Origin of the sequence: Amycolatopsis eburnea (assembly GCF_003937945.1) — a bacterium.
Lineage (GTDB): Bacteria > Actinomycetota > Actinomycetes > Mycobacteriales > Pseudonocardiaceae > Amycolatopsis > Amycolatopsis eburnea.
In genome coordinates this window covers 355,597-368,353 of the sequence record NZ_RSEC01000036.1, presented here as the reverse complement: position 1 = coordinate 368,353, position 12,757 = coordinate 355,597, and the positions used below count along the sequence as shown (strand labels likewise).

Sequence of the window (12,757 nt, the reverse complement as noted above, 5' to 3'; positions counted from 1 at the left end):
GGCGCGGGCGAAGCAGTTCAGCCGGCCAGTGCTGCGGCCAGCCGGGGGAACTCGTCGTCCGTCGGGGCCGTGATGCGCAGGCCCGGGACGCGGCCCGCCTGGTCGTCGCCGAAGACGCGGACCACCACGCCCGCGCGGACCAGCTCGTCGTGGTCGCGTTGCGGGTCCGCCGAAGCGACGAAGCGGTAGTGGACCGGCGCCCCCTTCACCACTCCCCGGTAGCGGCGGGCGAGCAGGCCCTCCATCGCTTCCGCGTTGGCCAGCAGGCGGGTCAGCGTCCGCTCGGCCCAGCCGGTCTCGCGCAGGGCCGCGATCGCCACCACCGAGTCCACATAGGACAGTGGCCAGTTGAGCCGCTGGGCCGCGACGGCCGTGCGCAGCCGCTCGTCCGGGGTCCACAGCGCGCCGGTGCGGGCGCCTGCGATGCCGAACAGCTTGTTGGGCGAGGACAGCACGACCACATTGGACAGTCCGGCCCATGCCATCGACTGGCGCCGCCCGCCGCCGAGGAAGTCGACGTAGGCCTCGTCCACGATCAGCGTCGACGTCGGGTTCGCGCGGCACACCTCGGCCAGCTCGGCGGCCGGGATGTGCAGGCCGAGGGGGTTGTTGGGGTTGGACACGACCACGTAGCCGTAGCGCGCCATGCCTTCGGCGATCCGGGCGAGGCGGGTCTCGACGGTGTCGATCGCGCCGTCGCGCGGGGGCAGGTGGTTCGGGAACCAGCGGATGCTGTCGGTGTAGTCCGGGGTCACCACCGCCACCTCGGCCGGCGGCAGCAGCCGCGCCAGCAGCCGGATGAACTCGGTGATCCCGCGTCCGGACACCAGCAGCTCGGGGTCCACCGAAAGGTAGTTCGCGTAGGTGGCCCGGAACAGCGAGTCGGCTTCGTAGGGGTGGGCGCGCAGCCGCTGGACGTCCAGCTCCCGCAGCGCGACCCGCACGGCCGACGGCGGCCCGTACCGGTTGACGCAGGTGCCGAGGTCCAGGTACGCGTCACCGGCGAGGCCCCGGAGATCACCGCCCTGCCTGTGGATGGCGTCGTCGGAAAGGCTCTTCATCATTCCTGCCTTCTGCTGGGTCAGGGGTCCACCCACCGTGGCAGCGGGTGCTCCAACCCGGCTCGAACCCGGCTGACGCGCCCGGCGCTTCCAGGTCGTCCCGAGTCCTGCCCGAGCGCGCCCGGCGACCATCCGGGTGCTCGCAGGACTCCCGCCGCAACCAGGAAGGGATTCACGATGACCGCTGCGTGGATTCGCAGACTCGCCCTCGTCGCCGCGGCGCTGCTCGCCGCCGGCACCGGCGCCCCGGCCGCGCTCGCCGACACCGCGAACCGGTGGGGGACCCAGTACTACGTCGACTGCGCCGGCGGCAGCGACTCGGCGTCCGGGCTCGGCGCCGGCCAGGCGTGGAAGAGCCTGGCCAAGGTCAACTCGGTGGTGTTCGCGCCCGGCAGCCGGATCGTGTTCAAGCGCGGCACGCGCTGCGACGGCACCTTCGCGCCGAAGGGGTCCGGCACCGCCGCGCGGCCGATCACCACCGGTGCCTACGGAACCGGCGCCAAGCCGGGGATCGACGCGCATGGCGCGCTCGCCGCGGTGCTGCTGCACAACGTCGAGCACTGGGAGCTGCGCGACCTCGACCTGACCGACCAGGGCCCGCCGCCCGGCGAGTCCGAGCTGCGCATCGGCGTCTACGTGCTGCTCGAAGACTTCGGCGTCGCGCACCACATCGTCGTGTCCGGGGTCGACGTCCACGACGTCAACGGGTGCGACTGCCGCAACCCGCACACCCCGACCGTCAGCGGCGGCATCGTCTTCAAGGCGGGCGGCACGACGACGCCGAGCGGCTTCGACGACGTCGTCATCGAAGGCAACACGATCAAGCACGTCGACCGGCAGGGCATCGCGACCTCGTCCGACTGGGAGCGGCGGGCGCAGTACCCCGACGGCCGCGGCACCACCTACGTCGCGATCACGCGGCTGCGCATCGCGCACAACTACGGCGAGGACCTCGGCGGCGACGCGGTCGGCGTCTACAACGCGACCGGTGCCGTCGTCGAGGGCAACACCTTCCGCGGCTGGGCCGAGCGGGCGCCGTCCTACACCGCCGCGCTGAGCGCGTTCAACGCCGACGGCACGGTGTTCCGCTACAACGAGGTCTCCTACGGCCACGGTTCCGGCCCGCTGCCTTCGGCCGCGTACATGACCGAGCACGCGAACCTCGACACGGTGTTCGAGCACAACCTCAGCCGCGAGAACCAGGGCGGCATGCTCGTGGTGTGCGCCGACGCCGGGCGGCCGACGGACCGCACGACGATCCGCTACAACATCAGCCAGAACGACTTCTCCAACGGCTACTACCCGGACTTCTCCGGCGGCACGGACCCGGTCGGCGTCATCACGGTGATCTGCCTCGAAACCGGGCGCGTGCAGGTGTACGGCAACACGGTCTACGCGCCCAACGCCGAGCGCCTGCTGATGAACTACACGACCAACGCGCTCGAGTTCACCGACAACATCTTCGTCGGCCGCGCGGGCGGCTCGCAGTTCTCCGACCCGTACGGCGTCTACGACCACAACCTGTACCGCGACGTCACCCCGGTCCCGGCCGGGGACGCGCACGCCGTGGTCGCCGACCCGCGGTTCACCGCGCCGGGGCAGGGCACCGGCGGCTACCGGCTGCGCGCGGGGTCGCCCGCGCTGTCGGCCGGCGCGCCGAACCCGGGGGTGCGCGACTACTTCGGCTACCCGGTGCCGCGGGTGAACCCGAGCATCGGCGCGTACACCGGGCCCGGTGTGCGGTGACCCGGCGCGTCCTGGTCATCGGGGGCGGGATCGGCGGGCTGTGCCTGGCGCACGCGCTGCGGCAGTCCGATGTGGACGTCGTCGTGCACGAACGCGCCGCGGTGCCCTCGCCCCGCCACCGGCTGCGGATCACGCCGGACGGCGCGGCCGCCTTCCGCGCGTGCCTGCCGCCGCCGGTGTTCGGCGCCTTGGTGGCGACGTCGATGCGCTACACGAACGGGATGGCCGCCTACGACGAGCAGCTGGTGCCGAAGTGGGAGCACGACGACCCCGACGACGGCGATCCCGACCGCGTCGACGCCGTCGACCACCGGACCCTGCGCGAGGTGCTGCTGACCGGTCTCGGCGAGATCGTCCGGTACGGCAAGGAGTTCGCGCGCGCGGAGCTCACGCCGTCGGGCGGGGTGCGGGCGCACTTCCGCGACGGCGCGTCCGACGAGGGCGACGTGCTGGTCGCGGCCGACGGCGCGGACTCGGCGGTGCGCGCGGCGTGGCGCCCGGCCGACGTGCCGCGGGACCTCGGCGTCCGCGCGATCGTGTCGCGGATCCCGATGGCGCGCGCGATCAAGGGCGGCCTGCCGGACTTCATGCGCGACCGCTTCACGTCGGTCGTCGGCGCGGCGGCGAGTTTCGGGTTGCTGCCCATGGAGTTCCGGCCGGGGGCCGACGCGGAGGACTACTACACGGCGGTGTTCAACGCCCACCGCGACGACCTCGGCGTCCCCGACGACGTGCTGTTCGGGCTGTCCGGTGGCGCGCTGCGCGAGGTGCTGCTCGACCGGACGGCGGGCTGGCACCCCGACCTGCACGGGTTGTTCGAGCACGTCGAGCCGGCGGAGACGCACGCGCTGGCGTTGCGGGCGTCGGTGCCGGTGCGGCCGTGGGGCCAGGGTCCGGTGGTCCCGCTGGGCGACGCGGCGCACACGATGCCGCTCTCGGGCGGGGCGGGCGCGAACGTCGCTGCCCAGGACGCGGCGGCGCTGCGCGCGGCTCTGGTGGCCCCGGGACTGCTGTCGGAGGCGCTGGCGGAGTACCAGTCGGACCTCGTCCGGCGCGGCACGGCCGCGGTCGAGGAGTCGGTCCGCCTGGCGGCGGGTTCGATGCGGCTGGACTGACGCCGGGTCGTTCGTTCCGATCCGAAGTGCCGTCAAGGCCACCTTACGGGCGTCAGACGCCCGTAAGGTGGCCTTAACGGCGTTCAGAGGTGGGAGACCGACGAGAGCGCGCACCGCACTGGGGGGTTTCCGTGCGGTGCGCGCTCTCTTCACCGGGGAGGCTGGGGGTCAACCCCGGTTCGGGGCGACCGCGACCCGGCCGGCCTCGCGGCACAGGGGGTACGGGTCGCCGGTGGTGGTGGCCATGGCCGGTTGGTGGTCTTCGTGGTCCGCGCCCAGGAGTTCCGCCTCCAGGTGCAGCTGGCGGCCGATCGCGCGGAAGCTGGGCAGCATGCGGTAGTGGTGCTCGTCGGTGTGGTCCGTCGCGTGGTCGAACTCCAGCAGGTGCAGGTTCACCAGGTCGTCCAGCAACGTCTCCGCCAGGCAGCTGTCGAGGTCCAGCACCGCCGACGCGTCCGCCAGCGACAGGCTCCCGGCGTCCGACAGGCTCAGCGCGCGGAACGCCCACCGCACCTCCGGCGTCGCGACGCTGTACGTCAGGGACACGCTCGCGCGCAGGTCGAACGGGTCGTCCGCGCCCGTGCCCGCCCAGTCCACGGCGCGGCGGACCGGCCAGTGCGGGCGGTGCCGCAGCCGGGTCGCCGCCGCGTGCAGGGCGAGCGGGAGGCCGTCGCAGCGGCCGGCCAGGACGCGCGTGCCCTCCGGGTCCTTCGCGAGCCGCTCCGGGCCGACCAGGCCGGTCAGCACGCGGACGCTGTCGGAGCCGCCCAGCGGGCTCAGGCTCACCACCGTCGTCACCGCGGGGTCGGCCAGCTGGACCCGGCTCGCCACGATGACGCCGCACCCGCGGCCGGTGGGCAGCAGCGGTGCCAGCTGGCTGTCCTCCAGCACGTCGTCCAGCACCACCAGCACGCGCCGGTCGGCCGTCCAGGTGCGGAACTGCGTGCTCCGCTCCGCCGTCGAGCCGCCGATCGCGTGGTCCGGGACGCCGATCGCGCGCAGGAAGCCGGCCAGCACCGCGCCCGGGTCGGCCGGACGGCCCGCCGGGTCGGCGAGGCTCGCGTGGAACTGGCCGTCCGGGTAGGTCTCCCGGACCTCGTGGCCGGCGTGCACGCACAGCGCCGTCTTGCCCGATCCCGGCGGGCCGTCCACCGTGACGACCGACGGCCCGCGCTGCCCGGGCGCGGTCAGCGCGGTCAGGACGGTGTGCAGCTCCGACTCCCGCCCGGCCAGCCCGGCGCCCGGCTGCGGCGGCAGCTGGCGGGGTGGTTCGGGCCGCGCCCGCCGAGCCCGGGCCGGCCCGGCGTCGAGGCTGCCGTTCGCGGCCAGCACCGCGCGGTGCACGCGCCGCAGCTCCGCGCCCGGGTCGAGGCCCAGCTCGTCCGCCAGCGCGGCGCGGGTGCGTTGGTAGACGCCCAGCGCCTCGGACCGGCGTCCGGCCCGGTAGAGCGCCAGCATGAGCTTGGCCTGGAAGCCTTCGTGCGTCGGCTGCCGCGCCGCCAGCCGGGTCAGCTCGCCCAGGACCTCCTGGTGTCTGCCGAGCTGCAGGGCGGCGTCGATCCGGTGCTCCAGCGCGTTCTTGCGCATCTCGTCGAGGCGCAGCACCTCGGCCTGCAGCACCGGGCCGGGGTTGAGGTCGGCCAGCGCGGAGCCGCGCCACAGCCGCAGGGCCGCGTCGAGCGTGTGGAACGCCGCTTCCGGGTCGCCGTCGTCGAGCTCGGTCCAGCCCTGCGTGGCCTGGCGCTCGAAGTGGCTCGAGTCCAGCGCCTCCCGGTCGACGGCGAGCATGTAGCCGCCGGAGAGGGTGAGCAGCACCGGCCGCCCGTCGTCGCGGCGGGCCGGCTGCCGTTGCGCGGCGTCCATCTCCAGGAGCTTGCGCAGCTGGTAGACGTAGGTCTGCAGGGTGGTCTTGACGCTGGTCGGCGGGTTCTCCTCCCAGAGCTCTTCGATGAGCTGCTCGGTCCGCACGATGTGGTTCGCGGACACGGCGAGCAGGCTGAACACGCGCTGGAGCTTCGGCGCGGACGGAGTGATCGCCACTCCGTCCCGCACGACCTCCAACGGGCCGAGAACCTTGACGCACAACATCTGCATCCTCCAAGTCTCAATGCGGCGAGGTCCGTTCCCCGTCGGATGAACACCGCTTCCCCAGTCCCCAGGTTCGCCGGCTCCCCGTGCCGGTAATGAACACGGGAGCGGCTAGTGGTCACCTTGACTTGGTGTGCTTGACGAACATTAGCAGAGCGCTGACGCCGCTCTGGTGAAGTCGCCCGGTCGCGCAAGGATTTCGTAGCTCCAGGTGCATTCTAGTGACCACGGGTCACAATATGGGGGAAGAGCGCACGATGGAAGGCGGCGAACGGAGGCTTTCGGTTCCAGCACATTCACCTGATCGGCCCGCGACGTTCTGACCTGGGGTTAGTCCATTGGGGAACGGGTGTCCCACGCGGCGTCCCGCGGGTCGGGAAAGTGTTCCGGGGGTCCCGAATAGACCGACGCGGCGGTTCGCGCTCGACGCGGAAAAAAGCCGCGGAGTATCGCCGGGTCGTCAATTCCAAGAATGGCGCACAAGTCGCCGGGGGAGACGGCTACCGAGGAGCGGTCAGCGCATTTTCGGGGACGCGAGAAAGCGTTCTCTCCGAATTGCGCCGCCGGCCGCTCCCGTCCGTGGGTGTCGCTCCCGTCCTGTCTCCTACCATAGTCAGGGACTTGCCCCACTGTGTCAACCATCTGTTTCATTGAGTCGAGCATCCGGTTGAGCGGGTTGGGCACATGTATAGTCGGTCGCGTGACTGCGTCGTCGAAACCCCGCCGCTCGCCCAAGCCGCAGGAGCGGCAGCGGGACCCCGAGCGCACCCGCCGGCTGATCCTGGAAGCGGCGGTGGCGGAGTTCGCGGCACACGGTTTCGCGGGCGCGCGGATCGCCGCCATCGCGGCGCGCGCCGGCGTGAACCAGCAGCTGATCTCGTACTACTTCGACGGCAAGGACGGCCTGTACCAGGCGATCTCGGAGGGCTGGGGCCGGCGCGAGACCGAGCTGGCCGACCCGGGCACCCCGCTCTCGGAGCAGCTGCGCCGGTACGTGCTGGAGGTGCTGAGCTCCCGCGACGGCATGCGCCTGATGGCGTGGTCGGGCCTGGAGTACGGCGGCCCGGACACCGACCCCGACCACGCGCGCCGCTCGGCCAGCCTGGGCGGCACGGTGGACCAGGTGGCGGAGCTGCAGAAGGCCGGGAAGCTGCCGGACTGGGTCGATCCGGCCTGCCTGACCGTGATGCTGATGGCGGCGGCGATGGCCCCGGTGACCCTGCCGCACGTCATCGAGGGCCTGGCGCGGACGGACCCGGGTGAACCGGAGTTCGTCAAGCACTACGCCGACCAGCTCGCTCGCCTGATCGAGCACCTGAACCCCGAGCAGCGCTGAGCGGCCACCGAAGCGCGTGAAGGCCACCTTGAGGAACTTCAAGTTCCTCAAGGTGGCCTTCACGGCGTTCGGCGGCCCCTACGCGGCGGCTCCCGGGCGGCCCAGGACCATCGCGCTCTGGAAGCCGCCGAACCCGCTTCCCACCGACAGGACCACGTCCATCGCGTGCTCCCGGGCCGTCAGCGGGACGTAGTCGAGGTCGCACTCCGGGTCCGCTTCGTGCAGGTTCGCCGTCGGGGGCACCACCTGGCGGTCGATCGCCAGGGCGCACGCCGCCACCTCCAGCGAGCCGATCGCACCGAGGGAGTGGCCGATCATCGACTTGATCGAGCTGACCGGGACCTCGTACGCGCGCGAACCGAGGCTCCGCTTGAACGCCGCCGTCTCGTGGCGGTCGTTCTGCTTCGTCCCCGAGCCGTGCGCGTTGACGTAGTCGACGTCCGACGGGGCCAGCCGGGCCGCGTCGAGCGCCACCCGGATCGCCTCCGCCATCTCGCGGCCGTCCGGCTTGAGGCCGGTCATGTGGAAGGCGTTGCTGCGTCCGGCGAAACCGAGGATCCGCGCGTACTCGCGGGCGCCTCGCCGCAGCGCCGCGCCCGTCTCTTCGAGCACCAGGACCGCGGAACCCTCGCCGAGCACGAAGCCGTCGCGGCGCGCGTCGAACGGCCTCGACGCGTGCTCGGCGTCGTCGTTGTTCGCCGACGTCGCCCGGATCGCGTCGAAGCACGCCGAGGTGATCGGGGACAGCGGGGCGTCCGTCGCGCCGGCGAGGACGACGTCCGCCGTGCCCTCCTCGATCAGCGCCACGCCGTGGCCGACCGCGTCGAGGCCGGACGTGCAGCCCGTCGACACCAGCGCGGTCGGGCCCTCGGCCGCGACCTCCCAGGCGACCTCCACGGCCAGCGTGCTCGGCACCATGTAGCCGTACAGGTGGGGCACGCCGTAGGTGTGGTCGACCAGCCACCGCCTGCCCTCGTCGGCGAGGACGGCGTACTCCTCCTCCAGGCCCGTCGTGCAGCCGACCGCGCTGCCGATGCTCACCGCGATCCGCCCCGGGTCCACCGCGGCGAGGTCGACGCCGCTGTCCGCGACCGCCTCGCGCGTGCACACCGCGGCGAACTGCGCCGCCCGGTCCATCCGCCGGATCTGCTGGACGGACAGGCCCGCCGCCTTCGGGTCGAAGTCCACTTCGGCCGCGATCTTCGAGCGGAAGCCCGCGGCGTCGAACAGGCTGATCCGGCGGGTCGCCGTGCGGCCGGCGCTCAGCAGGTCCCAGAACGCCTCCCGGCCGATCCCGCCTGGCGCCACCGCACCGATCCCGGTGATGGAGACGCTCCGGGTCACGAAGCACCCCCGACCGCCGGGTTCGCCGCGTCCGGCCGCCGCACCGGCTCGGTGTCGACGTGGCCGAGCTCCGGCCGCGGCGCCAGCGGCGACAGGTGGAACACGCCCCGCGCTTCGACGGCGCCGACGTTGACCAGCCGGTGCCGCACCCCGATCGGGACGAGCAGCGAGTCGCCGGGCCCGAGCCGCACCGCGACGCCGTCCAGCGTCATCTCCAGCTCGCCCTCGACGACGTGCAGGAACTCCTCGGAGTACGGGTGGTAGTGCTCGGTGACGTGCTCGCCCGCTCCCAGGACCAGGAAGCCGCCGAAGCCGGACGTCGAGCCGACCGTCTTCGGGCTGAGCGTCACGCGGATGTCGCCGCCGCGGCGCCGGTTCGGCACCGCCTCGGAGACGTTGACCTTGACCTTGTCCACCGTCGTCATCGCACGCGGCCTTCCTCGGGAGTCCAGACGTAGAACGGGGACGCCATCGCGTCCTTCGGCTCTTTCCAAGCGGGGTCGTAGGGCGAGACCAGCTCGGCGAGCTTCGTGTTGATGTCCTGGTACAGCGGGGTGGTGCGGGCCCGGTACAGGCTCGGGTTGATGTCCCGCTCCGCCTCGACGAGGTGGAAGTACAGGTCGTGGAAGTTGAAGAGCGTCCGCCGCGAGACGCCGACCAGGTGCGGCAGCTCGGTGGCGTCGGACTCGGCGAAGACGTCCGCGATCCGTTCGGGTGAGTCGGTTTTGAGCTTCGCGACGATCAGGGTGCGGTGCACGTTCTCGCCTCCCGGCAACGTGGTTCCAGTGGACGGCCCATGCTCGGGGCCGCCGGTGTAGCGCGGCTCGAACCGGCCTGGGGCTTCACCACGGGATCCGCTCGCCGGAGCGCAGGAACGCGCCCGTCGGGCCGTCGCCGGGCAGGGTCGCGACGTCGGCGACGTCCACCGCGGCCTCCTCCGGCGTGCGCTGGGCGGCGGGCACCATGCGGGTGCGCACCTGGCCGGGGTTGACGGCGTTGACCAGCACCCCGGTGCCTTCGGTCTGCCGCGCCAGCATCGTGGTCAGCCCGTTGACCGCGGTCTTCGACAGCGAGTACGCCGGCGCGCCCAGCCACAGGCCCAGCTCGAAGGAACCGGTGGCGCTGGAGAGGAACACCACGCGGCCCCAGCCGCGGCGCACCATCGCGGGCACGAACGCCTGCGCGGTCCGCCAGCCGCCGAGCAGGTTCACCGACAGCGTGCGCTCGACCAGGTCCAGCGGCACGGTCAGCGGCTCGTGGCCGCCGTCGAGCAGGACGCCGGCGTTGCACACCAGGATGTCCACTTCGGACAGTTCGGCGGCGGCCCGCGCGACGCTCGCCGGGTCGGTCACGTCGAGTTCGTACGGCCGCGCGGCGGTGCCGATCTCGGCCGCGGCCTTCGCGGCCGCGTCGAAGTCGCGTGCGGTCAGGACGACGTCGAGCCCCCGGCCGGCCAGCTCGGCGGCGACGGCCAGGCCGAGCCCCCGGTTGGCCCCGGTGATCAGGGCGGTGTGTGCGGCCACGGCGTTCCTCCGATGCGGGCGGGGTCCTTTGGCGGCGATGGTGGCGGCCGGGCCTCGATCCGCGCTGGGGAACCGGTCGTTCGAGTGAGCCTTCAGCGCGCGGTGCCACCGTCGTCGCCGAGACGGCGAGGAGGAACGGACATGCGGGTGGTGTTCACGACGTGGGCCTGGCCGACGCACCTGTACGCGCTGGCACCGCTGGCCTGGGCGTGCCGGGCCGCCGGCCACGAAGTGCTGTTCGCCAGCCAGCCCGGTCTGGCGCGCGAGATCCGGCGCGCCGAGCTGACCGCCGCGCGGGTCGGCACCGACGTCGACACGGCCGGCATCGTGCGGGAGTACCTGCTGCCGACCGTGCCCGGCGCGGTGCCGCCGACCGGGAAGCCCCGCGCGGTGCGGCTGCTGCTGGCGCACGCCGAGTCCATGGTGGACGACCTGGCCGAGCTGGTCCGCGACTGGCGCGCCGACGTCGTCGTGTACGACCCGACCGCACTGGCCGGCCCGCTCGCCGCCGCGGCCGCCGGCGTCCCCGCGGTGCGCCACCTCTACGGCGCCGACCTGCTGAGCCGGGTGAGCGGGGTGCTGGCCGAGGCGTTCGCGCCGCTGGCCGCCCGGTTCGGCGGCCTGCCCTTCGACGCCTGCGGGACGGCCACCATCGACCCGGTGCCGCCGAGCGTGCAGGTGCCGGGGACCCCGCCGCGGCTGCCGGTGCGGTACGTGCCGGTGAACGGCCCGGTCCAGCCGGCGAAGGCGTTCCGCACCGGGCGCGACCGGCCGCGGGTCTGCGTCAGCTGGGGGCACACGATCGCGAAGGTCGACCCGCGCCGGTTCCTCGTCGACCGCGTCGTCGCCGCCACCGCCGGCCTCGGCGTCGACGTCGTGCTCGCGGTGTCCGCGGCGCAGCGCCCGCTGCTCGGGCCGCTGCCGGGGCACGTCCGCGTGCTCGTCGACGAACCGCTGCAACCGGTGCTGGCCGGCTGCGACCTGCTGGTCGGGCACGGCGGCGCGAGCAGCGTCCTCACGTCGCTGCACGAAGGCGTCCCGCTCCTGCTCGTCCCGCAGCTGCCCGACCACGCCGGGCACTCGGCGCGGGTCGCGGCGCGCGGCGCCGGGGTGGTGGTCGGCGTGGCCGACGCGACCGAAGACGTCCTGCGCGAGCAGATCCGCCGGCTCGCCGAGCCCGGCGCGCCGCAGCGGACGGCGGCCCGGGAGGTCGCCGCGGAGATGCGGGCGCAGCCGTCCCCGGCGCGGGTCGCCGCCGCGCTGCCCACCTTGACCGGCCCGGTCCTCAACCGTCCTTAGTGGACCCCAATTGGAGAAGCCGATGACCCGAGAAGCCGTGGAGACGCTGCGGTTCCCGTTCACCAGCAAGCACCCGCTGCTGCCGCCCGAAGAGTACGCGCGGCTGCGGGCCGAGTCGCCGGTCGCGAAGGCGACCCTGCCCAACGGGCACGCCGTCTGGCTGGTCACCAAGCACGCCGACGTCCGCAAGGTGCTGGCCGACCCGCGGTTCAGCCGCGAGGCGATCACCCGGCCGGACGCGCCCCGGCTGCTGCCGGTCGCGGCGGGCTCCAAGTCGATCTTCGTGATGGACCCTCCCGAGCACACCCGGCTGCGCAAGCTCGTCGGGCGCGTGTTCACCACCCGGCAGGTGGAAAACCTGCGGCCGCGCGTCGAAGAGCTGGCCGACGAGATGGTGACCGCGATGGTGCAGGCCGGCCCGGGCGCCGACCTGATCGAGCACCTCGCGCAGCCGCTGCCGATCACCGTCATCTGCGAGATGCTCGGGGTCCCGCAGGGCGACCACGACCTGTTCCGCGGCTGGACCGACGTCATGCTGAGCGTCGGGCACCGGTCGTCCGGGCAGGTCGGCGAGGCGGCCGGCAAGCTGCGGCAGTACCTGAACGACCTCATCGAAGCCAAGCAGGCGGACCCGGCCGACGACCTGCTGACCGTGCTGATCACCGCGCGGGACGAGGACGACTCGCTCAGCACCGAAGAGCTGCTCGCGTTCGCCGAGACGATGCTGATGGCCGGCTACCACGCGACGACGTCGGAGATCGCGCACGGCGTGCTCACGCTGGCCGAACAGCCCGGCGCGATCCGGCGGCTGCACGAACACCGGGAGGAACTGCCCGCCGCCGTCGACGAGCTGCTGCGCTACTCGCAGGCGGGCGGCGGCGTCGGGCCGATCCGGATCGCGCTGGCAGACATGGAGATCGGCGGCGTCACGATCGCGGCCGGCGACGCGGTGCTGCCCTGCATCAACTCGGCCAACCGCGACGAAGACGTCTTCGCCGAGGCCGCGCGGGTCGACCTGACCCGGGCGCACAACCCGCACCTGGCCTTCGGGCACGGCATCCACCACTGCCTCGGCGCCCACCTCGGGCGGGTCGAGCTGACCGTGGCGCTGGACCGGATGCTGACCCACTTCGGCGAGTTCCGCGTCGCCGTCCCCCCGGCCGAACTCGAGTGGAGCGCGAACCGCGCCTTCACCCGACCGGACACCCTGCCGCTGCAGTGGTGACCCCTGTTGATCACGTTACG

General features: G+C 73.1%; 11 protein-coding genes. 5 read left to right on the top strand and 6 right to left on the bottom strand.

The features are described 5' to 3' along the window. Positions 1–17 precede the first annotated feature (17 nt). Positions 18–1,061 carry an aminotransferase class I/II-fold pyridoxal phosphate-dependent enzyme gene (locus EIY87_RS14295; RefSeq protein WP_225439868.1) on the bottom strand — a complete coding sequence of 348 codons (1,044 nt, stop codon included), beginning with the start codon at positions 1,059–1,061 and terminating at the stop codon, positions 18–20. A gap of 177 nt (positions 1,062–1,238) precedes the next feature. Between EIY87_RS14295 and EIY87_RS14290 the strand changes: the two genes are divergently transcribed. Together EIY87_RS14290 and EIY87_RS14285 are read left to right on the top strand one after the other, a co-directional pair. Beyond that, on the top strand, positions 1,239–2,807 hold the full coding sequence (locus EIY87_RS14290; protein ID WP_125308186.1) for a right-handed parallel beta-helix repeat-containing protein: 1,569 nt from the start codon (positions 1,239–1,241) through the stop codon (positions 2,805–2,807). Beyond that, positions 2,804–3,922 (top strand): FAD-dependent oxidoreductase, encoded by a 1,119-nt coding sequence (locus tag EIY87_RS14285; protein WP_125308185.1) that lies wholly within the window; start codon positions 2,804–2,806, stop codon positions 3,920–3,922. The genes EIY87_RS14290 and EIY87_RS14285 overlap by 4 nt, the downstream gene beginning before the upstream one ends. Before the next feature lie 168 nt (positions 3,923–4,090). Here EIY87_RS14285 and EIY87_RS14280 read toward each other — a convergent pair whose 3' ends face one another. Further along, complete coding sequence (locus tag EIY87_RS14280) at positions 4,091–6,016, bottom strand: AfsR/SARP family transcriptional regulator (RefSeq protein WP_125308184.1); 1,926 nt, start codon at positions 6,014–6,016, stop codon at positions 4,091–4,093. 694 nt (positions 6,017–6,710) lie between these two features. Between EIY87_RS14280 and EIY87_RS14275 the strand changes: the two genes are divergently transcribed. Then, positions 6,711–7,346: a TetR/AcrR family transcriptional regulator gene (locus EIY87_RS14275; RefSeq protein WP_125308183.1), complete on the top strand. Its 636-nt coding sequence runs from the start codon at positions 6,711–6,713 to the stop codon at positions 7,344–7,346. Between the two features lie 78 nt (positions 7,347–7,424). Here the strand turns inward: EIY87_RS14275 and EIY87_RS14270 are convergent, their stop codons facing one another. The 4 genes from EIY87_RS14270 to EIY87_RS14255 all read right to left on the bottom strand — a co-directional run bounded on the left by EIY87_RS14270 (position 7,425) and on the right by EIY87_RS14255 (position 10,213). Then, the gene (locus tag EIY87_RS14270) at positions 7,425–8,690 is read right to left on the bottom strand and encodes a beta-ketoacyl-[acyl-carrier-protein] synthase family protein (protein WP_125308182.1); all 1,266 of its coding nucleotides are present in this window, start codon (positions 8,688–8,690) and stop codon (positions 7,425–7,427) included. Continuing rightward, complete coding sequence (locus tag EIY87_RS14265) at positions 8,687–9,115, bottom strand: cupin domain-containing protein (protein WP_125308181.1); 429 nt, start codon at positions 9,113–9,115, stop codon at positions 8,687–8,689. The genes EIY87_RS14270 and EIY87_RS14265 overlap by 4 nt, the downstream gene beginning before the upstream one ends. Then, the gene (locus EIY87_RS14260) at positions 9,112–9,447 is read right to left on the bottom strand and encodes a TcmI family type II polyketide cyclase (protein WP_125308180.1); all 336 of its coding nucleotides are present in this window, start codon (positions 9,445–9,447) and stop codon (positions 9,112–9,114) included. The genes EIY87_RS14265 and EIY87_RS14260 overlap by 4 nt, the downstream gene beginning before the upstream one ends. A gap of 85 nt (positions 9,448–9,532) precedes the next feature. Then, the gene (locus tag EIY87_RS14255) at positions 9,533–10,213 is read right to left on the bottom strand and encodes an SDR family NAD(P)-dependent oxidoreductase (protein WP_125308179.1); all 681 of its coding nucleotides are present in this window, start codon (positions 10,211–10,213) and stop codon (positions 9,533–9,535) included. Between the two features lie 141 nt (positions 10,214–10,354). On the opposite strand from EIY87_RS14255, the gene EIY87_RS14250 reads away from it, so the two are divergent. Together EIY87_RS14250 and EIY87_RS14245 are read left to right on the top strand one after the other, a co-directional pair. Then, positions 10,355–11,512, top strand: a complete 1,158-nt coding sequence (locus tag EIY87_RS14250) for a nucleotide disphospho-sugar-binding domain-containing protein (protein WP_125308178.1) — start codon at positions 10,355–10,357, stop codon at positions 11,510–11,512. 22 nt (positions 11,513–11,534) lie between these two features. After that, the gene (locus EIY87_RS14245) at positions 11,535–12,737 is read left to right on the top strand and encodes a cytochrome P450 (RefSeq protein ID WP_125308177.1); all 1,203 of its coding nucleotides are present in this window, start codon (positions 11,535–11,537) and stop codon (positions 12,735–12,737) included. Positions 12,738–12,757 lie beyond the last annotated feature (20 nt).

Coding starts and splice junctions, on each gene's coding strand:
- EIY87_RS14250 (WP_125308178.1), top strand. CDS start 10,355: ATGCGGGTGGTGTTCACGACGTGGGCCTGGCCGACGCACCTGTACGCG.
- EIY87_RS14265 (WP_125308181.1), bottom strand. CDS start 9,115: ATGACGACGGTGGACAAGGTCAAGGTCAACGTCTCCGAGGCGGTGCCG.
- EIY87_RS14295 (WP_225439868.1), bottom strand. CDS start 1,061: ATGAAGAGCCTTTCCGACGACGCCATCCACAGGCAGGGCGGTGATCTC.
- EIY87_RS14245 (WP_125308177.1), top strand. CDS start 11,535: ATGACCCGAGAAGCCGTGGAGACGCTGCGGTTCCCGTTCACCAGCAAG.
- EIY87_RS14290 (WP_125308186.1), top strand. CDS start 1,239: ATGACCGCTGCGTGGATTCGCAGACTCGCCCTCGTCGCCGCGGCGCTG.
- EIY87_RS14280 (WP_125308184.1), bottom strand. CDS start 6,016: ATGCAGATGTTGTGCGTCAAGGTTCTCGGCCCGTTGGAGGTCGTGCGG.